The organism is Streptomyces sp. NPDC021562, from assembly GCF_040640875.1.
Taxonomy (GTDB): domain Bacteria; phylum Actinomycetota; class Actinomycetes; order Streptomycetales; family Streptomycetaceae; genus Streptomyces.
Window position 1 is genome coordinate 50226 of the sequence record NZ_JBFACN010000023.1, and the last position, 20467, is coordinate 70692.

The window sequence follows — 20467 nt, forward strand, 5'->3', positions numbered from 1 at the left end:
TGACCGCAGGCCGGTCCTTAGTCTGGCCCTGACAAGAGCATTGCGGGGCAACGTGAATCAGATGCAGGGCCTGCTCATAGCGGGCCGCTACCGGCTCGCCGACACCATCGGCAGCGGCGGCATGGGCCGGGTGTGGCGCGCCCATGACGAAGTGCTGCACCGGGCGGTCGCCATCAAGGAGTTGACGGCTGCGCTCTACGTCTCCGAGGCCGACCAGGCCGTCCTGCTGGCCCGTACCCGGGCGGAGGCCCGCGCCGCGGCGCGCATCAACCACTCCGCCGTCGTCACCGTCCACGACGTGCTCGAACACGACGGCCGGCCGTGGATCGTCATGGAGTTGGTCGAGGGCCACTCGCTGGCCGACGCGGTCAAGGAGCAGGGGCGCATCGAGCCGCGGGAGGCCGCCCGGATCGGGCTGTGGGTGCTGCGCGCCCTGCGCGCCGCGCACAGCGCCGGGGTACTGCACCGGGACGTCAAGCCGGGCAACGTGTTGCTCGGCCGGGACGGCCGGGTCCTCCTCACCGACTTCGGCATCGCGCAGATCGAGGGCGACACGACCATCACCCGGACCGGGGAGGTCGTCGGTTCCGTCGACTACCTCGCACCGGAGCGGGTGCGCGGGCACGACCCCGGGCCGTCCTCCGACCTGTGGGCGCTGGGCGCGACGCTGTACACGGCGGTCGAGGGCCGCTCGCCGTTCCGCCGCACCTCGCCGCTGACCACCATGCAGGCGGTCGTCGAGGACGAGGCCGCCGAGCCGCGGGCGGCGGGCCCGCTGGAGCCGGTCATCACCGCGCTGCTGCGCAAGGAACCGGCCCAGCGGCCGACCCCCGAAGAGGCCGAGCAGATGCTCGCCGAGGCGGCGGAGGGCCGTCGGCCCAGCGCGGCCCAGGCGTACGTGCCGACGCAGTCGCAGCTCAGCGGCGGTACCCGGCGGGACCCGGGGAAGGCCGGGGCGTCGTCCTACGACGGGGCGTCCGGCGGTTCCCTCGGAGGTTTCCCCGGCGATTCGTACGGCGGCGGTCACTACGGCGGTTCCTACGAGGTCCGGCCGCCCGTCGGCGGCAGCTCCGTGAACGGGCCGACGGCCGTCGGCGGGGCGCCCGTGCCTGCCGCAGCGCAGCCCCGGCGGCGTCGGCTGCGCACCCTCGCGCTCGTCGTGGCCCTGGCCGCGCTGATCGGCGGCGGTGCGGCCGTGGCAGTGCAGAAGTGGGACTCCGGACAGCGGCAGCATGCCTCCGGCAACGTCGCGCCGGCCACGTCCGGTTCGGCCACGCACGGGGCCACCTCGGCTCCGGACGGCGCGGTCCCCACCGACTGGGTGACCAAGCACGACCCGCTCGGCTTCAGCCTCTCCCTGCCCAAGGGCTGGAAGCGCAGCGTGTACGGCATCGACGGCGACCTCAAACAGATCGACTACACGCCCGACGACGGCAAGCACTTCGTGCGCATCGCCGTCGACAGCTCACCCGACTTCTCCGACGCGCTCGCCCACCAGGAGGACCTGGAGCAGCAGCTGCACAAACTGGTCGACTACCGCCGCGTGACCATGGAGAAGAACCTGTACCGGGACCGGCCCGGGGCGGTGTGGGAGTACACCTGGACCGCGCTGAAAAAGGACCCGCCCTACGTGCCGGGACCGCGCCGCGCGATCGAGGAGACCTACTACTCGCGGGACGGCGTCGAGTACGCGATCTACATGTCGTCGCCGGCGAAGGACTGGGCGACGGCGAGCAAGCAGTTCAAGTGGGTCCTGCAGACCTGGGATCCGGGGACGTCGGGCTGAGCCGCCCCCGGGCGCCCGCCCGTGCGCCCCGGCCGTGCGTCTTGGCCGGTCGCGGTCCGGAAGCCGGGCGTCCGGTGCGGCATCATGGGGCGCATGGTGAATCCGGGGGACGACGCCGTACGGCTGGTCGCGGGGCGGTATCGCCTGGGAGCGCGGCTCGGGCGCGGGGGCATGGGCGTCGTGTGGCGGGCCACCGACCAGCTCCTGGGGCGGGAGGTCGCCGTCAAGGAGCTCACCGTCGACGACACCCTCTCCGACGACGAGGCCCGGCTGCGCCGCGACCGCACCCTGCGCGAGGCGCAGGCGGTCGCCCAGCTGCACCACCCGCACATCATCGTCGTCCACGACGTGGTGGAGGACGGCGGACGGCCCTACATCGTCATGGAGTTGATCGACGGCGGTTCGCTCGCCGACCGGATCTCCCGGGGCGGCCCGGTGGACGTCGCCGAGGCCGCGCGGATCGGCGTCGCCCTGCTCGGCGCGGTGCGCACGGCGCACGAGGCCGGCGTGCTGCACCGGGACATCAAACCCGCGAACGTGCTCGTCGAGACCGGCACCGGGCGGGTCGTGCTCACCGACTTCGGCATCGCCCAGGTGGCGGGCGCCACCACGCTCACCGAGACCGGTTCCTTCGTCGGCTCGCCCGAGTACACCGCGCCGGAGCGGATGTCCGGCTCCCGGTCCGGCCCGGCGTCCGACCTGTGGTCGCTGGGGGCGCTGCTGTGCGCGGCGCTCAGCGGCGAGTCGCCGTTCCGGCGCGACTCGCTCGGCGGGATCCTGCACGCCGTGGTCTCCGACGAGATCCGGCCACCGGCCCAGGCGGAGCCGCTGCTGCCGGTCGTACGAGGGCTGCTGGAGCGGGATCCGGAGCGGCGGCTGGGCGCGGCGGAGGCCGAGCGGATGCTGCGCGAGTACCTGGACACGGGGGCCGTGGCGGCGCCGGCCGCGACGGGCGGCGCCGGCGCGGCGTCGTACACGCCGACCCAGCGGGACGTGCCGCGGCCGCCGGCGCCGGGCGCCCAGCCGCAGTCCTCCGCCACGCGCGGGCTGCTGGTGGCCGCGTTACTGGTCGCCGCGATGGCCGGGGCGGGCGTGTCGGCGGCGACGCTGCTGTTCCACGGCGGCGGGCACGGCGGGACGCCGGGACCCGGCGCCACGACGGCCGTCTCCGCCTCCTCCACGTCGACGTCCGCACCCGCCCCGTCGCCCGCTTCCCCCACCCTCTCGGCCTCCGGCAACCGCACCGCGCCCTCCGGTTACCGCTTCGCGCAGGACCCGGCCGGCTTCTCGCTGGCCGTGCCGGAGGGCTTCACCCGCGATCCGCAGGGCGAGCGCGTCTTCTACCTGTCGCCGGGGCAGACCTTCCGGCTCGGCATCAAGGTGTCCGAACCGGTGACCGGCGGTCCGGGGACGGTGCTGCGGCGGGCGGCGGCCGAGGGGCCGAGCACCAACCCCGGCTACCACGACGGCCGGGTCACCGACACCACCCACTCCGGACACCCGGCCGCCTTCTGGGAGTTCACCTGGAAGGGCTTCAGCGCGGCCGAGGGCCCCCGGCACACCTACGACCTCTGCTGGGAGGAGAGCGGACGGCTGTACGACGTGTGGGTGTCGGCGCCGGTCGGCAAGGTGCGGGAGGCGCGGGAGTACTTCGACGTCGCGGTGGACACGTTCGCGGCGGGGTGAGCGCGGGGGCCGGAACAGGGGGCCAGGCCGCTCAGGGCGTGCGCCGCACGCGCCGCAGCCCGTCCGTCGCCGCGTCCATGAGCCGCCGCGTCGGGCGGGGCCGGTACGCCGGACCCTCCAGGCGCCGCACCGCACCGCCCCTGACCACCGCGTACGCGACCGGCGCCGACGCCTTCGGGAACGTGACCGGATGCCGGCCGGTGGGCAGTTGCAGGCGCGCGGGCAGCCGCAGCCGGGCCGTCCCCGCCTCGGGGACCAGCTCGGCCTGCACCGTCACCGTGCCCACGCCGACCTTGACCCGGGCCGGGGCGCCGTTCGCCGCCGCGACGTAGGGCAGCGCGAGCGAGGCCCCCTCCCCGCGCGCCGGGTTCGCGGCCGCCGCCCGAGCCGTGTCCGCCCCCACCTTCCGCTGCCGCTGGTCGATGTCCAGGGCCAGCTGGCCGCTCCCCGTCCAGTACGGCAGCGCCAGCCGGCCGCCGGTCACCGCGGGACCGGCGGCCGGGGTCCCCGGCGTGCCGCCGCCCGTCACCCGGACCATCCGGTCGATGCCCAGCAGTTGCGCGTACGCCCACACGTCGTGCACCCCGCGCTCCAACGGCCGCCCGCCGGCGAGCCGTTCGGGATCGAGGCGCAGCCGCCCGGCCGCGACGAGCTGACCGCGCCCGTCGCCGAGCGGCCGGAGCCCCACCTCCAGCTCGCCCTCCGGGTACCACCAGTCCTCCCGGTCCCGGTCCTTGACCACCAGTTCCGCGTAGGCCAGCCGGAAGGGATCGCGGACCTCCCAGCCGTCCTCGGTCCCCGGCACCCCGGCCAGCAGCTCCGGGTCGAGCCACCGCTTCCCGTCCCGTTCGACGAGGACGAGGGGCTCGCCGTCGCCGCGCACGAGGCCGAGGGTGACGTCGGCGACGAGACGGCCGTCCTCCCAGGCCGGCGTCCCGACCTCGCAGCGCGCCGTGACCTGGCGGACGCGCTCGGCGAGGGCGACGGCGCCGTCGAAGTCACCGCGTTCGAGGAGGTCGGCACGGAGCCGGGAGACCGCGGGCAGCCCCTCGCGGACGGCCGCGGGGAACTCCGTCACCGCCAGCTCGCGGGCCGCCTCGAAACGCGGGCGCTGCTCGGCGGGGTCCTCGCGGAGGATCTCCGGCTCGCGGGTGCGGGAGAGGACCTCGACGTGGTACAGGCGGTGCAGGAGACGGTTCTGGAGGGCGTCGAGGTCGTCGGAGGGCGGGGTGCCGTCCTTGATCTGGCGGACGATGGTGCGGGCGTTGGCCCAGAAGCCGTGCCGCGGGTTGAAGCGGTGCTGGGTGTTGTTGCCGCCGTCGTCCCGCTTCATCCAGTAGTAGCAGGGGTAGTCGGCGAGCACGGAGATGCGCTCGGCCTTGAGGTAGGCGGCGCTGACGAAGAGCAGGTCCTCCAGGATCCAGGGCCCCTCGGGGAAGCGCAGGCCGTGCTCCTCGACGAAGGCCCGCCGGAACATCTTGTGCGGCGACATGCTCTGCATCAGCTCGTCGTTCTCGATGGTGCAGGCGTCGATCGTGTGCCGGAAGAGGCGGCGGGGCCGGACCATGGTGCTGGACATCTTGCCGAGCACGACGTCGGCGTCGTTGCGTTTCGCGTGCTCGTACAGCCGCTCCAGGGCCTCGGGTCCGAGCGTGTCGTCGTGGTCGACGAACTGGATGTACTCGCCCTTGGCGTGCCGCATCCCGAGGTTGCGGGGGGCGCCGGGCCAGCCGGAGTTGGGCCGGGTGTGCACCTGGACGTTGGGGTGTTCGCCGACGATCCGCTCCAGCCGGGCCGGTGTGTCGTCGGTCGAGCCGTCGTCGACGTAGATGACCTCGTACTCGTCGGCGGGCAGGCTCTGCCCCAGCAGCGACGGCGCGCACTCGTCGACGTACTTCCCGGTGTTGTAGGTGGGAACGATGACGCTGACCTTGACTCTCGGCATTCACGGGACTTTACCGGCCGGCCGCGGCACGGGTCGGGGCGCCTCGTGCGGTGGTGGCGGCGCCCGCGTCGGCCCACGGCCCGCTGACCGCGCCGCTTCGACAAGGGCATGGTGCGCAAGGTACTCATGTGGCATGAGCGAAGACGGCGAACAGCCGGTCGAGGGACGTCTGATCGGCGGGCGTTACCGGCTCGCCGGGCCCATCGGCTCCGGGCCGGCCGGCACCGTGTGGCGCGCGCGTGACGAGCAGGACGGGCGGGACGTCGCCGTCAAGGAGCCGCGGCTGCCCGACGGCGTGGACGACGAGGAACGGCGGCGCGCCGCCCACCGCCTGCTGCACGAGGCCCGCGCCGCCGCCCGCGTCGACCATCCGGCCGTCGTCGCCATTCACGACGTACTCCTCGACGGCGAAGTGCCCTGGACCGTCATGGAGTTGGTGGCCGGGCGGTCCCTCGACCAGGTTCTGGCCGCCGACGGGCCGCTGCCGGCCCCCGAGGCCGCCCGCGTCGGGCTCGCCGTGCTCGGCGCCCTGCACGCCGCCCACTGCGTCGGGATCGTGCACCGGGACCTCAAGCCGTCCAACGTGCTCCTCGCGGCGGACGGCGAGCGTGTCGTCGTCACCGACTTCGGCACCGGATCGGGGCAGGGACTCGGCGGCTTCGCCGCCCCGGAGCACGGCGAGGAGCGCGGGGCCGCCGGGCCGGCCTCCGACCTGTGGTCGCTGGGCGCGTTGCTCCGTGCCGCCGTCGGCGGCGCGGACGGCGCGGACGGCGCCCTCGGGGCGCTGCTCGACCGACTCCTCGCGCCCGACCCCGAGGCCCGCCCGGCGGCCGCGGACGCCGCCGAGGTGCTGGCCCGGGCCGCCGGAGTGGACCTCCCGCAGTGGGTCACCGAGCCCCCGGCGGCGCCCGCACCGGCCCCGGACCCCGCCCCGGAGCCCCCGGCCGCGCCGGACCCCGAGGCCGCCGAACCCCGCCGCCTCACCCCCCTCGCCGCCCTCGGCCTGCTCCTCGCCAAAAAACCGGAGCGCGCTGATCGTCCCCGTCCCACCTCCTGATCAGCGCATTCGCTGCCAGTGATCGCTGGCGGGGTGGGTGGTCGCCGGGAAACCGGGTTACCCACGGGTACCCAAAGGCCCCCGCCGCCGCATACCCTGCGGCACATGACGGACTCGCAGGCCCCGGCGCACGCACCGGCCCCCACCGGCACGAACCCCCTCGCCCCCGCCCCCGCAGGGGCCAGAACGGCCGCCGACGTGGTCACGCCCGAGTTGGTCGCCCAGCTCACCAAGGGCGTCGTCGGCTCCGGACGCACGGCCAACCACACGCCCTTCACCGGCGAGAAGCTGGCCGACCTGCCCGAGTCCACCCCCGAGGACGTGGCGAAGGCCTATGAAGCGGCCCGCGCCGCCCAGGCCGTGTGGGCGAAGGTGCCGGTCCGGCAGCGCGCCGCCGTGCTGCTCCGCTTCCACGACCTGGTCCTCCAGCGCCAGGCCGAGGTCCTCGACCTCATCCAGCTGGAGACCGGCAAGGCCCGGCTGCACGCCCACGAGGAGGTGCAGGCCGTCGCCGTCGCCGCCCGCCACTACGGCCGCAAGGCCCCCTCCTACCTCCGGCCCAAGCGGCACGCCGGCGCCATGCCGACCCTCACCAAGGTCACCGAACTGCGCCACCCGCGCGGTGTCGTCGGCCAGATCGCCCCCTGGAACTACCCCCTCGAACTCTCCGTGGGCGACGCCCTCCCCGCCTTCGTCGCGGGCAACGCGGTCGTCATGAAGCCGGACACCGAGACCTGCCTGACCGCCCTGTGGGCGCGTGACCTGCTCATCGAGGCCGGCCTGCCCGCGGACGTCTTCCAGGTGGTGCTCGGCGAGGGCCCGGTCGTCGGACCCGAGGTCGTCCGGCACGCCGACTACGTCTCCTTCACCGGCTCCACCCGCACCGGCCGCGAGGTCGCCCAGGGCGCCGCCGCCCGCCTGGTCGGCGTCTCCCTCGAACTCGGCGGCAAGAACGCGATGCTGGTCCTGGACGACGCCGACATCGAGAAGGCGGCCGCCGGCGCGGTCCGGGCCTGCTTCTCCTCGGCCGGCCAGCTCTGCATCTCCATCGAGCGGCTCTACGTCCACGAGTCGATCGCCGACGCGTTCGTCGAGCGCTTCGCCGCCCGCACCAGAGCCATGCGTCTCGGCCGGTCCCTCGCCTACGGCGCCGACATGGGCTCCCTGGTCGGCGAACGGCAGCTGGAGACGGTCACCCGGCACGTGGCGGAGGCCGTCGAGAAGGGCGCGACCGTCGTCGCCGGCGGCACCGCCCGCCCCGACATCGGCCCCTACTTCTACGAGCCCACCATCCTCGACGGCGTCGAGGAGGCGATGGCCGTCTGCACGGAGGAGACCTTCGGCCCGGTCGTCTCGATCTACCGCTTCAGGACGGACGACGAGGCGATCGAGCACGCCAACGGCACGCCGTACGGCCTCAACTCCTCCGTCTGGACGAAGAACGGCAGCCGCGGCCGCGCCGTCGCCGCCCGCCTGCGCACCGGCACGGTCAACGTCAACGAGGGCTACGCCCCCGCGTACGGCAGCGTCCAGTCGCCGATGGGCGGCATGAAGGACTCGGGCCTCGGCCGCCGCCACGGCTCGGAGGGCATCCTCAAGTACACGGAGGCGCAGACGGTCGCCCAGCAGCGCCTGCTCCCGATGGCCCCCGCACTGGGCATGGACGACGAGAAGTACGCCCAGTTCATGAGCACGAGTCTGAAGGTGATGAAGGCACTGAGGCTGCGATAGCCGACCTGTCTTTGGGGGCGCGGGGAACTGCGCGACCAGCCACCGAGCACCCGCAGCGCACACTCAAAGGGGAGATGGCACGTTGTCTCAGGACACCTATGACTACGACGTCCTGGTCGTCGGCTCCGGCTTCGGCGGCTCCGTCACCGCCCTGCGCCTCACCGAGAAGGGCTACAAGGTCGGTGTGCTGGAGGCGGGCCGCCGCTTCACCCGCGACACCCTCCCCAAGAACTCCTGGGACATCAGGAACTACCTCTGGGCCCCCCGGCTCGGCTGCTACGGCATCCAGCGCATCCACCTCCTCGGCAACGTCATGGTCCTGGCCGGCGCAGGCGTCGGCGGCGGCTCCCTCAACTACGCCAACACCCTGTACGTCCCGCCGAAGCCCTTCTTCGACGACCCCCAGTGGCGTGACATCACGGACTGGCAGGAGGAGCTGGCGCCGTACTACGACCAGGCCCGGCGCATGCTCGGCGTCCGGCTCAACCCGACGACGACCCCCTCCGACGTCCACCTGAAGGCGGCCGCGGAGAAGCTCGGCGTCGGCGACACCTTCCACCTCGCCCCGGTCGGCGTCTTCTTCGGCGACGGCAAGGACGCCGACGGCGAGGCCAAGGCGGCACCCGGCGACCAGGTCGCCGACCCCTACTTCGGCGGCGCCGGTCCCGCCCGCAACGCCTGCACCGAGTGCGGCGAGTGCATGACCGGCTGCCGGCACGGCGCGAAGAACACCCTCAACGAGAACTACCTGCACCTCGCCGAACGGGCCGGCGCGGTCGTCCACCCGATGACCACCGTCGTCTCCGTCACCGACGACTCGCGGGGCGGCTACGCGGTCGCGACCCTCCCCACGGACGACCGGAGGAAGGCGAAGGGCCGGGTCTTCACGGCGCGCCGGGTCGTCGTCGCCGCAGGCACGTACGGCACCCAGACCCTCCTGCACCGGATGAAGGCGAGCGGCCGGCTGCCGTACCTCTCGGACCGGCTGGGCGACCTCACCCGCACCAACTCCGAGGCCCTGGTGGGCGCCCAGACCGACGACCGCCGCTACCGCAGGGCGCACGGCGTCCCGCGGGCCGACTTCACCAAGGGCGTCGCGATCACGTCCTCCATCCACCCGGACGAGAACACGCACATCGAGCCGGTCCGGTACGGCAAGGGGTCGAACGCGATGGGCGGCCTGTCGATCCTCCAGGTGCCCTACGCGGAGGGCACCTCCCGGGTCCTCGGCTGGCTGGCGAACGCGGCCCGCCACCCGCTCCTCGTGCTGCGCTCGCTCTCCAACCGGCGCTGGTCGGAGCGGACCATCATCGGCCTGGTCATGCAGTCGCTGGACAACTCCCTGACCACGTACCTGAAACCGGACGGCGTCGGCAAGGGCCTGCTCACCGCCCGGCAGGGCCACGGCGCACCCAACCCCAAGCAGATCAGGGCCGCTTCGGAGGCGGCCGCCGTGCTGGCCGCCGAGATCAACGGCTTCCCCGGCAGCAACGTCGGCGAGCTGATGGGCACCCCGCTCACCGCCCACTTCCTCGGCGGCTGCCCGATCGGCGACTCCCGCGAGACCGGGGTCATCGACCCGTACCACCGGCTGTACGGCCACCCCGGCATCTCGGTCGTGGACGGCGCCGCCGTCTCCGCGAACCTGGGCGTGAACCCGTCCCTCACCATCACGGCGCAGGCCGAGCGCGCGATGTCGTACTGGCCCAACAAGGGCGAGCCGGACCCGCGTCCGCCGCAGGGCGAGGCGTACCGGCGCCTGCGCCCGGTGGAACCGCGCGAACCGGCGGTCCCGGCCGGGGCGTTCGGCGCCCTGCGCCTGCCGTTCCTCGGCATCCCGGCCGTCCCCCCGAAGAAGCAGCCGCCGGGAAGCGGGGCGGCCGGGCAGCGAAAAGGGACCTGAGCCCCCCTCCGAGCCCAGGTCCCTCTTCATCGGTGCGCGACCGCCGCGCCGCGGCGGTCGGCGCGACCTTGCCTATGCGTCGGCGCCCGCCTTGCGGCGCCGCACCACGAACACCGCGGCCGCGCCGGCCACCACGGCGGCCCCGCCGACCAGGCCGATGACCGGGAGCGCCGAGCTGGAGCCGGTCTCCGCGAGGTTGCCGGTCGGCAGGTCGGCGACGTTGCCCTGCGGCTTCTTCACGGAGTCCTTGCCGCCGTCGTCGCCCGGCTTGGCGGTACCCGGGTCGGGGTTGGACGAGCCGGCCTTGAGGACCGTGAAGTCGTACTGCGCCCAGCCCTCGGCGATGCAGTCCTGGCCGTCGACCTTGTCGAGGTAGGCACCGGAGCCGAAGGAGTAGGCGTCACCGGCGGGCGCCTTGGCGTCGATGGCGACGCGCAGGTCGACCGACTTGCTCGCGCCCGACTTCAGCTTCTCCACGTAGAAGAAGTAGTCGCCGGCCCAGTCGTCGCTGCCGATCCGGTCCCAGGTGCCGCTGTCGGGGTTCTTGAACTCCAGCTCGACGTACGGGCTGAGGTACTTCGACTCGTCCAGCTCGTAGTTCTCGATCTCGGCGTAGAAGGCGACGCCGTCGACGTCGGCCTTCGACTCGTTCGTCACGGTCAGCTTGAAGGCGTGGTAGCCGTCGCCCGCGACGATCTTGCCGGGCAGGCCCTTGATGTCGGCGGACACCTTGGCGTTGCCGAAGTTCTCGTCGAGGTCCTCGCAGTAGGGCACGTCCGGGTCGGACGGGTCCTCGCTGGGCTCGGCCGACTCGGAGGGCTGCGTCGAGGCGGACGCGGAGGCGGATGCGCTGGGGCTCGCACTGCCGCTGGGCTGGGCGGAGGGCGACGCGGACTCGGACGGCGACGCGCTGTCGCTCGGGGCGGCGGAGTCGGACGGGGTGGGCGACGCGGGGTCGCCGGGTATCTCGCTGGGCGCGCTCTCCGACGCCGTCGGCGATGCGGTGTCCTCCGCGAACGCGGCCGGTGCGGACAGCAGGGCGAGCGGTGCGAGGGCAGCCGTGGCGGCTGCCGCGGCCATGGCGCGACGAAGCTTCATGAAGGACCCCGTTGACTCAGGTGCGGCGGGCGGATGTAACCGCTGGTTCCGGTGATGTGACCGGTGAATCCTGTGAATGGTTGCCTCCACATTCACAGAATTTTTATGTGACGGCCGTCACAAGGCCGGTGCGGGTCTCCGCGCACAGGCGAAGGGCCCCGCGGGACGGAGCCGCGGGGCCCTTCTGCGGTCAGCACCGACGTCAGGGCAGCGCCGGTGCCTGGAAGCGGCGCCGGGGGGTTGCGCCGCTGGTCTCTGTGTCCTGTACCACCGTCCGTACTCGGGTCGGCGCCCCGGCGCACTCGGGACGTACGGCAGGTCCCGACCTTCGGCGGACGGCCGGCACACGGCAATACCGTTGCCTGGACTGGGACTTGGGAACCACGAAGGCCTCGGTGGCCTTCTCTGCATCGTGCTGGATGTCCGCGGCCTCCGCAACCGTTTGACCCAGCCCTTGTGCATTTTTGCAATTTTCCGCCGGTCGGCCCCGGGCGTCCCCGGAGCCGGCCGTCTTTGGGTGACCGGGCTGCTGTCCCCTGCCGTCCGGTCACTTGACTGGAGCGAGGTCCCACGACGCACGGCACGTTCCGTACGTCTCATCGCCCCAGCGAGCCACGCGTGGTTCTTTCGGGCCCGCCCCTGGCTGGCACGGACACCCCACCAACGAGGCGGCCGGGGTGCCGGTCACGCGCCGTACGGGTGAGAGCCGTACCGAACTCAGTTCCGGCCGGTTCAGACGCGGCCACGGCACAGCTCCAGCAGCGTCATCGCGAGGGTCGTGCCGGGCTTGCCGAGAGCGTCGCTCCAGTGACTGAGGATCTCCATCTCCCGGGAGAGGTTCACGCGCCGGCCGCCGGAGGCGATCCGGGCCTCCTGGACGACGGCGGAGACGGCCATCCGTTCCTGGATCAGGCCGATGATGCGGTCGTCGAGCGCGTCGATGCGCTCGCGCGCGCCGCTGATCACACCGGCGGCCTCCGGGGTACGGGCTCCGGTCACATCGAGAGCGGTCTTGGCGGTGGCGGTGGTGGCGGTCGTGGCGGTGGCGGTCATGTCGGGGCTCCTCGTCTGCGGGACGGCCCCGGACCGGCACGATCCGGAGAAACACCAGGCGCCCCGGACCTTGTCGGCCCGGGGCGCCTGGGGAAGTCGCTTGTCAGTTGCTCAAGCAGCACGACCATGGCAGCCGGTGGGCCGGTCGCCATAGGTAAACAGGAAGGTCGTCTGGGTGAGCATGGGGGCGAGTATGCCACAGAACCCCGATCCGGGAGCCGTCCCACCGTGCCCCGTTAGAATCGATGGCACAGACCCCCGCCCAGACCGCCGGAAGGCACCCCGTGTCATCAGCGACTCCCGCTGCCGCCGCTCCCGACACCGTCCTGGTCGTCGACTTCGGCGCGCAGTACGCCCAGCTCATCGCCCGTCGCGTCCGCGAGGCCCGGGTCTACAGCGAGATCGTGCCGAGCACCATGCCGGTCGCCGAGATGCTCGCCAAGAACCCGGCGGCGATCATCCTCTCCGGCGGCCCCTCGTCCGTGTACGAGGAGGGCGCCCCCCGCCTGGACCGCGAGCTCTTCGAGGCCGGCGTCCCCGTCTTCGGCATGTGCTACGGCTTCCAGCTGATGGCCCAGGTCCTCGGCGGCACCGTCGACAACACCGGCGCCCGCGAGTACGGCCGTACCGACCTGCACGTCTCCAAGTCGGCCTCCACCCTGTTCGAGGGCACCCCCGCCGAGCAGCACGTGTGGATGTCGCACGGCGACGCCTGCTCCGCCGCGCCCGAGGGCTTCGCCGTCACCGCGTCCACGGACGTGGTCCCGGTCGCCGCCTTCGAGAACGACGAGAAGAAGCTCTACGGCGTCCAGTACCACCCCGAGGTCATGCACTCCACGCACGGCCAGCAGGTCCTGGAGCACTTCCTGTACCGCGGCGCGGGGCTCACCCCCTCGTGGACCACGGGGAACGTCATCGAGGAGCAGGTCGCGGCGATCCGCGAGCAGGTCGGCGACAAGCGCGCGATCTGCGGGCTGTCCGGCGGCGTCGACTCCGCCGTGGCCGCCGCCCTCGTCGCCCGCGCCATCGGCGACCAGCTGACCTGCGTGTACGTCGACCACGGTCTGATGCGCAAGGGCGAGACCGAGCAGGTCGAGAAGGACTTCGTGGCCGCGACCGGCGTCAAGCTGGTCGTGGTCGACGCCGAGGCGCGCTTCCTGGAGGCGCTGGCCGGGGTCTCCGACCCGGAGCAGAAGCGGAAGATCATCGGCCGCGAGTTCATCCGGGTCTTCGAGCAGGCCCAGGCCGAGATCATCGCGGACGCGGGCCCGGCCGTGGAGTTCCTGGTCCAGGGCACCCTCTACCCGGACGTCGTGGAGTCCGGCGGCGGCACCGGCACCGCGAACATCAAGTCGCACCACAACGTCGGCGGCCTGCCGGAAGACCTCGAGTTCAAGCTGATCGAGCCGCTGCGCAAGCTCTTCAAGGACGAGGTCCGGATGGTCGGCCAGGAGCTGGGCCTGCCGGAGGAGATCGTCCAGCGCCAGCCGTTCCCCGGCCCCGGCCTCGGCATCCGGATCGTCGGCGAGGTCACGAAGGAGCGCCTGGACCTGCTGCGCGACGCCGACGCGATCGCCCGCGAGGAGCTCACCGCCGCCGGCCTCGACCGCTCCATCTGGCAGTGCCCGGTGGTCCTGCTCGCGGACGTCCGCAGCGTCGGCGTCCAGGGCGACGGCCGCACCTACGGCCACCCGATCGTGCTGCGCCCGGTCTCCTCCGAGGACGCCATGACGGCCGACTGGTCGCGCCTGCCGTACGACGTCCTCGCGAAGATCTCCACCCGGATCACCAACGAGGTCCGTGACGTCAACCGCGTCGTCCTCGACGTCACCTCGAAGCCGCCGGGCACCATCGAGTGGGAGTAGGCCCCGCCTTGCGGGGTTTCCCGGGGCTCAGGTGCGCTTGACCGTGCGCACCGGCCCGCCCGGCCGCCAGGTCTCGACGACCAGGTACGGGTCCTCGACGTAGGTCCGGACGACCTCCGTCAGCTCGGTACGGAAGAGGTGGAACGGCCCCTCGGGCGGTTTCACCTCTTCCGCGTACGGCTCCTTCACCGCCGGGTCCGTCACCTCGTACGCCCGGCCGCTGATCCGCACGTCCCCGGTGCCGCCCATCGCGGTGCCCTCCCCGGGGTTGGCCTGGAGCGCGAACCTCGGGTCCCGCAACAGGTCCAGCGCCTTCACCGAGCCCGGCATCATGCCGAACCGGAGCTCCCCGTCCAGGAACTGCACCTCCAGACCCGAGGTGCGGGGGGAGCCGTCCTTGCGGAGCGTGGCGAGGACATGGTGGCGGTAGGGGGCGAAGCGCTCCTGTGCGATGTGCGCCAGCTCGGGCGCGGCGGCGGCGAAGGCAGCCCAGTTCGTACGCGTCATGAGTGCCAGTCTCGTGGCGATACCCGACATCTTCTGTCGTGAATTGCTCGCGTGCGTCATCTTTACGGAACAGCTCTGTTTTCCTGCACTGACCGGCGGTAACTTCCGCCCGTAACGCACCCCCAGTGCTGGAGGACCTATGCACGGGCCGACCCCGCCCCTGCCGCTGCCCACCGATCAGCTCCGGTTCGCGATGCCGCCGATGCACGACTCGCTCGACGACGAGCGCCGGCACCGCAAGGAGCGGCTCGCGGGCGCGCTGCGGATCTTCGGCCGGGCCGGGTTCGAGGACGGGGTGTCCGGACACATCACCGCCCGCGATCCCGAGTACTCGAACTGCTTCTGGGTCAACCCCTTCGGCATGCCGTTCCGGCACGTCACCGTCAGCGACCTGGTCCTGGCCAACCAGGACGGCCAGGTCATCGAGGGCCGCTACCACGTCAACCAGGCCGCCTTCACCGTCCACGCCCAGGTGCACGCGGCCCGCCCGGACGTCGTCGCCGTCGCCCACTGCCACTCGGTGCACGGCCGCGCCCTGTCCGCCCTCGGCGACCTGCTCGACCCCATCAGCCAGGAGAGCTGCGCCTTCTACGAGGACCACGCCCTCTACGACGCCTACACCGGGGTCGCCGTCGACGCCGAGGAGGGCCGCCGGATCGCCGCCGCCCTCGGCTCCCACAAGGCGCTGGTGCTGCGCAACCACGGCCTGCTGACCGTCGGCGACTCGGTGGACGCGGCCGCCTGGTGGTTCCTGTCCATGGAACGCTCGGCGCAGGTCCAGCTGGCCGCGAAGGCGGCCGGCCGTCCGCTGCTCATCGACCACAAGCTCGCCGTCGCCACCCGCGAACAGCTCGGCGGCGACCTGGTGGCCTGGATCAACTACCAGCCCCTGTGGCAGGACATCAGCCGCAGTGAACCGGACCTGCTCAGCTGACCACCCCCCGCTCAGAAACCCCTCAGCACCGCCGCCTTCGTCCGCACGAACTCCTCGTCCGTGAGCACCCCGTCCCGGTGCAGCTCGCCCAGCTCCCGCAGCCGGCGCAGCAGCAGGTCGTGGTGGTCTGTCGGCCTGCGCGGCGCGGCCACCGGCGGCCGGTCCCGGTCGGCGCACGGCGCGCCCGGCCGGGTCGACGGATGCGGCAGCCGGGCCGTGACCGCCGCCGCGACCAGCGCCGTCAGCAGATCGCGCCGGACACTGCCCCACAGGTCGAGCGCGTACGGGTCGCGCTCGGCCGGCAGCTTCGAGAACACCGTCTCCCGGGTCACGAACCGCAGCCGGCCGTCCTCGTAACCGGTGTTGGGCAGCCACTCCACCCGTACCAGGTCGCCGACGCCGATGATCCGCGGCCCGGTCGCCCGCTTCACCCGGTCCGAGGTGTCCGCCCAGTCGATCCGGACCTGCGTACCGTCGAAGGACACCGTCCCGTCCGAGGACCGCACCGACACCGGCACCGGCGGCCCCGGCAGCAGGTACCCCTTCGTCGGCTCCGTGGGGACCTGGTCCAGCAGCAGCGACTGCCGGATCTCCGCCACCACGTACTCGGCCACCCCGGACCGGTCCCCGTCCACCGTCAGCCGGTACGGATCCGCGGCCTCCGGCAGCCGCCCACCGGTCGCCTGCAGCAACGGGTCCGCGCCCTCGCGCAGCCGCATCCTCAGCCGCCCCCGCCTGCGCTCGGGCTCGTACGCCACTGCGGACACCGCCTCCAGGGGTACGGCGATCTCTCCGTAGGTCTGCCGGAACAGCGGTACGGAGCGGTGGCGTCCCGGCGTGATCCGGATCGTGCTGCCGTCGAAGGCCCAGGTCCCGTCCCGCTGGATGATCTCGGCCATGGGGGAATTCTGGCAGCCGGGTCAACCTGTCTTCCGTACCTTCACTCGTCGTGACCAGCCCACTGACCGAAAACGCCCCGGCGTAGGGCACAATTCGCTCTCGACACAAGGGAGTTGCACGGCGTCGCCCGGCCCCGGGGAGGGCCGTGCGCGCCGTGCCCCGGGCGTGGGGAAGGCGGGCGTCGGGCGTGGCGGTGCAGGAGGCGAGGCAGGGCACCGGTCCGGGTGCCCACACGGGCGGCTGCACGTGCGGGGACTGCCCGCACGGGGCCCGCGAGGGGCACCGGCGGGCGGTCGCCGCATTCCTCCTCAAACGTGACGAGTTCGCGGCCGGCCAGGGGCTGCCCGCGGCGGTGGCCCACTCGGTCTCCGCCTCCCGGCAATGGGTCTCGGAGGAACTGACCCAGTCCGCCGAGGCCGTCGCCGACCGCGGCCGGGCCGAGGGCGAGGCCTGGCTCGCCCGCCTCTGGCTGCGCACCGTGGCCGCCGTGTGGGGCGCCGTCCTGGCACTGCTCCTCGTCCAGGCCCTCACCGCGATCGGCGCGGGCTGGACAAGTGCCCGGACCGCAGGACTGCTCGCCGCCGTGACCGTGGCCCTCGCCGTCACCGCCGCCTCCTGGTTCCACCGGGCGCGCGGCGGGGTGCTCGCGCCCGTCATCGGCGAGGACAACCGCATGTCCACCTCCCGCACCGTCGCCGCCTCCTGGGTTCTCCTCGTCGCCTACGCCGTCCTCGTCCTGGCCGCCCGCCTGGCCGCCGCCTCCTCTCCCGCCGAACGCGACGCCCTCGTCTCCGGCCTCGACCTGGCCCGTGGCGCCGGCGTGGTGACCGTCCTCGCCGCGGTCAGCGGCATCGCCGTCCTGGTGCGCCGGGTGGTCGGGCTGCGGATCCTCGGCCAGCGCCTGCAGAAGGTCCGCGCCCACCGCCCCCGCGCCGCCGACCTGCTCACCGACGACGCGGGCCGGGGCGCCTTCGCCGACATCCAGTACGTCGTGATCAGCGCCGTCGCCCTGGTCTTCGCCGCCGTACGTCTCGCCCGCCGCCCCGACCAGCTCCCCGACCTGCCCTGGGGCCTCGCGGCCGTGGTCCTGATCTCCGCCGCGACCTACCTGGCCGGCAAGTACGCCGAGGGCGGCCGCCCGGTCATCCTCTCCGTCGTCCGCTCCCGCGAGGCCGGTGACCTGGACGCCCCGATCCGCACCGGAGACGACATCGAGATCCGCGGCACCGGCTTCGTGCCGCCCGGTGCCCAGACGGCCGACCGCCTCTCCCGCATGGTCGTCCGCATCGGCGCCGTCAACGTCCACGTCCCGCTGGTCCCCGTCACCGGAGGCTTCAGCAACCCCACGGACGACGTCCTCACTGTCCCCGTACCCGCCGAGGTGGAGCCGGGAGCGGTGGAGGTCCAGGTGGTCACGGCGGCCGGAGTGGCCACGAACCGGTGCGTGGTCGAGGTGGCAGACTGAGAACGAGCGGATCGGCGGGCACCCTCACCTCTGACCCGTCGTGCCCACCTTTCCCCCCTGTCCTGGGTGACGGAGACCAGCCGAAAATCGGAAAAACGTCCGGGAAAGGATTGAGCCGGGCGCTGATGTCGTACGTATGGTCTGTCGAGGGCCCGGGCACAGCGGCGAGAGGCGGCTACTGGCGATGACTCACAGCATTCGTACGGACACGCACTCCTCCTATCTCGACGGTGACCGAGGCCTGCGGGACATCGCCACCCGCTATGCCCTCCTTCCCCTGCGGATCTTCCTCGGCGTCACCTTCATCTACGCCGGACTGGACAAACTGACCGACAGCGCCTTCCTGAAGTCCGGCGGCTCCGGCTCCATCGGCGACACCATGCGCGCCGTCCGTGACACCGCGGCCATCCCGGCCCTGGTCGACCTGGCCCTGAAGAACCCGGTCGGCTTCGGCACCGCCATCGCCATCGGCGAGGTGGCCGTCGGCCTCGGCACCCTCTTCGGCCTGCTGGCCCGCCTCGCCGCCCTCGGCGGCGCGCTGATCTCGCTCAGCCTCTGGCTGACCGTCAGCTGGGCCAACTCCCCGTACTACTACGGAAACGACCTCGCCTACCTGATGGCCTGGCTTCCCCTGGTCCTCGCCGGCGCCCCCTACCTCTCCCTGGACGCGATGCTCCGAGCCCGGCGACGACAGCGATCCGGGGGACTGGGCCACTGAGCCGGCCTAGGACGTCCCGTCCGGTCGCCCGGCCGGGCGGCGGCGTCTGCGTATCGCCCGGGTCAGGGACGCCGTCACCGCCGCCAGGAAGAGGCCGGTGACCATCACGGGGATGACCGCGAACCACTCGGTCTTCCACAGGCCCCCCGCGTCACCGGCGTAGGCGATCCCCGCGGCCGTCAGGAAGACACCGACGATCAGCCGCCCCGGCTGGAACTCATGCCGCAGCACGGGTCACCTCCACCTGTCCGGCGCCGACCTGGAGGTCCAGGTCCAGGGTGCCCGCCTGCTTCGCGCCGCCCACCGGCGCCAGAGTCACGTCCTTGTGCCTGCCCGGCTCCACGTCCACGTCCTTCTTGTCGTCACCGGGCAACTGGATGTCGCCCACCCCCACGTCGATGCTCATCCGCACCGTCACGTCCGCCGGCACGACGATCCTCAGCCGGCCCGCGCCCACCTCGGCCGACGTCGACACCGTCCGCCCCTCGGCCACGCGTATGTGCCGCAGGTCCAGGGTGCCGACGCCGGTCCCCAGTTCGTACGCCGGGGCCACCTGCGCCGCCGTGGCCGGCGTCCAGGCGACGCGTTTCCAGTGCGTGCTGATGTCGGACGGCAGGGCAGTCGCCCCCGCGAGCAGCACCGCCGTGAGGAGCGCCAGGAACAGCGAGCCCGCTCCCGTGCGTCCCAGGAAGGAGCTGAGGGCCGTGCCCAGCCCGAAGACGATCAGCGCACCGGCCAGACCCGTCTGGAGGCTGGTGCCCAGCGGGTGCGTGCCCCACGTCAGGCTCGTGCCCAGGACGCCCACCAGCAGCGCGAGCAGGAAGATCCAGCCGCCGATCCAGTGCGGTCCGTGGGGCCCGCGCGGACCGGGGGGTGAGCCGCGCCGCGCGGAGACGTCCTGGCCGTGGACCCAGGGGGTGCCCAGCCGGAAGTCGAACCCCGGGGCGTCGGGGCCGCGGACGTCGGCCGGCCCCCACAGGTAACCGGTCCCCCCGACATGGGTGCCGTCCTTGACGATCGGGTCGCGCCACCACGAGGGAAAGGAGACCGGGATCGGCGGTGCCTGGGCCTCGGGCGGGGCGTCGGCGACCGCCTGGGCGGCCAGCGGATCGGGGTCGGGGGCGCCCCGGCGCCGTGACCAGTACCCGGCGCCCGCGAGGAGCACGGACAGGACGACCGCGAAGGCCAGCACCCCGCCGTTCCTGATCATCGTGAGCAGCACTCCGCAGCCGACCAGGGCGAACAGCACGGCCGCCAGGGCCTGCCCGTCGACCCGGCCGGTCAGCAGCTTGCGGACCTCGTTCTCCTCGTCGTCCTCGTACGGCACGAAGAGCCAGGCGAAGCCGTAGAAGAGGAGGCCGATGCCGCCGGTCGCCGCCAGCACCGCCAGGGTGATGCGGAAGATCACCGGGTCCAGGTCGGTGTGGCGCCCGAGCCCCGCGCACACGCCCGCGATCATTTTGTGCCCGCGGTCCCGCCGGAACCGGGGGAACGCCTCGCCGGCGGTCCGCGCCGACGCACCGGCGTCGGCTCCCGGCGCCGCGGTGTCCGTCGCGGCGGGCGCGGCATCCGGCGGTCCGGAGCCCGGGGCGGGCCGCGGGCCGGGGCCGGGTCCCGGACCCGTCGCGGCGTGCTCGTGATCAGTCATGAGTCCATGGTGACGGCCGTGCCGCCCCGGTGGCAGTCGGGATGACCCTGGCCCAACCCTGAAATCCGCCCCGAGACCGGACCGGGAAGCGTTCGAAAGGTCCCGGAGCCGTGGGAAGCGGGCGTCGCCGCGGTGGAAACCGAAGATCAGCCGGGAGAAATCCGAAGATCA

Annotated in this window: 16 protein-coding genes; 9 read left to right on the forward strand and 7 right to left on the reverse strand. The window is 73.0% G+C overall.

The annotated features are described in order from the left end of the window. The first annotated feature begins 61 nt into the window (after nt 1-61). Nucleotides 62-1786: a serine/threonine-protein kinase gene (locus AB0G52_RS30495; protein ID WP_361340590.1), complete on the forward strand. Its 1725-nt coding sequence runs from the start codon at nt 62-64 to the stop codon at nt 1784-1786. Between the two features lie 93 nt (nt 1787-1879). Then, a complete protein-coding gene (locus tag AB0G52_RS30500) occupies nt 1880-3472 on the forward strand; it encodes a serine/threonine-protein kinase (protein WP_132893005.1) in 1593 nt (530 codons plus the stop codon). A gap of 31 nt (nt 3473-3503) precedes the next feature. Here the strand turns inward: AB0G52_RS30500 and AB0G52_RS30505 are convergent, their stop codons facing one another. Then, nucleotides 3504-5417: a glycosyltransferase family 2 protein gene (locus tag AB0G52_RS30505; RefSeq protein WP_361340594.1), complete on the reverse strand. Its 1914-nt coding sequence runs from the start codon at nt 5415-5417 to the stop codon at nt 3504-3506. Between the two features lie 133 nt (nt 5418-5550). Between AB0G52_RS30505 and AB0G52_RS30510 the strand changes: the two genes are divergently transcribed. From AB0G52_RS30510 to AB0G52_RS30520, 3 genes are all read left to right on the forward strand, one after another. Then, nucleotides 5551-6474 (forward strand): serine/threonine-protein kinase, encoded by a 924-nt coding sequence (locus AB0G52_RS30510; protein ID WP_361340597.1) that lies wholly within the window; start codon nt 5551-5553, stop codon nt 6472-6474. 105 nt (nt 6475-6579) lie between these two features. After that, a complete protein-coding gene (locus AB0G52_RS30515; protein ID WP_132893000.1) occupies nt 6580-8205 on the forward strand; it encodes a succinic semialdehyde dehydrogenase in 1626 nt (541 codons plus the stop codon). 82 nt (nt 8206-8287) lie between these two features. Continuing rightward, entirely contained in the window at nt 8288-10108 is a 1821-nt protein-coding gene (locus AB0G52_RS30520; RefSeq protein ID WP_132892998.1) for a GMC family oxidoreductase, read from the forward strand. 72 nt (nt 10109-10180) lie between these two features. Here AB0G52_RS30520 and AB0G52_RS30525 read toward each other — a convergent pair whose 3' ends face one another. Further along, nucleotides 10181-11206 carry an LAETG motif-containing sortase-dependent surface protein gene (locus tag AB0G52_RS30525; RefSeq protein ID WP_361340602.1) on the reverse strand — a complete coding sequence of 342 codons (1026 nt, stop codon included), beginning with the start codon at nt 11204-11206 and terminating at the stop codon, nt 10181-10183. Nucleotides 11207-11938: 732 nt separating this feature from the next. Next, nucleotides 11939-12259, reverse strand: a complete 321-nt coding sequence (locus tag AB0G52_RS30530; RefSeq protein ID WP_361340604.1) for a chorismate mutase — start codon at nt 12257-12259, stop codon at nt 11939-11941. A 284-nt stretch (nt 12260-12543) separates the two neighbouring features. Between AB0G52_RS30530 and guaA the strand changes: the two genes are divergently transcribed. Next, the gene (guaA, locus tag AB0G52_RS30535) at nt 12544-14124 is read left to right on the forward strand and encodes a glutamine-hydrolyzing GMP synthase (protein WP_132892992.1); all 1581 of its coding nucleotides are present in this window, start codon (nt 12544-12546) and stop codon (nt 14122-14124) included. 27 nt (nt 14125-14151) lie between these two features. On the opposite strand, the gene AB0G52_RS30540 is transcribed toward guaA, so the two are convergent. Further along, nucleotides 14152-14631: a pyridoxamine 5'-phosphate oxidase family protein gene (locus tag AB0G52_RS30540; protein WP_361340608.1), complete on the reverse strand. Its 480-nt coding sequence runs from the start codon at nt 14629-14631 to the stop codon at nt 14152-14154. 139 nt (nt 14632-14770) lie between these two features. On the opposite strand from AB0G52_RS30540, the gene AB0G52_RS30545 reads away from it, so the two are divergent. Further along, nucleotides 14771-15565, forward strand: a complete 795-nt coding sequence (locus tag AB0G52_RS30545; protein WP_361340611.1) for a class II aldolase/adducin family protein — start codon at nt 14771-14773, stop codon at nt 15563-15565. 11 nt (nt 15566-15576) lie between these two features. Here AB0G52_RS30545 and AB0G52_RS30550 read toward each other — a convergent pair whose 3' ends face one another. Continuing rightward, nucleotides 15577-16464, reverse strand: a complete 888-nt coding sequence (locus AB0G52_RS30550) for a DUF4429 domain-containing protein (protein WP_361340614.1) — start codon at nt 16462-16464, stop codon at nt 15577-15579. Between the two features lie 188 nt (nt 16465-16652). Here AB0G52_RS30550 and AB0G52_RS30555 point away from each other — a divergent pair, with 188 nt between their 5' ends. Together AB0G52_RS30555 and AB0G52_RS30560 are read left to right on the forward strand one after the other, a co-directional pair. Further along, complete coding sequence (locus tag AB0G52_RS30555; RefSeq protein ID WP_132892985.1) at nt 16653-17930, forward strand: hypothetical protein; 1278 nt, start codon at nt 16653-16655, stop codon at nt 17928-17930. Between the two features lie 184 nt (nt 17931-18114). Beyond that, complete coding sequence (locus tag AB0G52_RS30560) at nt 18115-18648, forward strand: DoxX family protein (protein ID WP_132892983.1); 534 nt, start codon at nt 18115-18117, stop codon at nt 18646-18648. A gap of 6 nt (nt 18649-18654) precedes the next feature. Here the strand turns inward: AB0G52_RS30560 and AB0G52_RS30565 are convergent, their stop codons facing one another. Next, entirely contained in the window at nt 18655-18879 is a 225-nt protein-coding gene (locus AB0G52_RS30565) for a hypothetical protein (RefSeq protein WP_132892981.1), read from the reverse strand. Then, the gene (locus tag AB0G52_RS30570; RefSeq protein ID WP_361340618.1) at nt 18866-20296 is read right to left on the reverse strand and encodes a PspC domain-containing protein; all 1431 of its coding nucleotides are present in this window, start codon (nt 20294-20296) and stop codon (nt 18866-18868) included. Before AB0G52_RS30570 ends, AB0G52_RS30565 begins: the two co-directional genes overlap by 14 nt. Nucleotides 20297-20467: the final 171 nt, after the last annotated feature.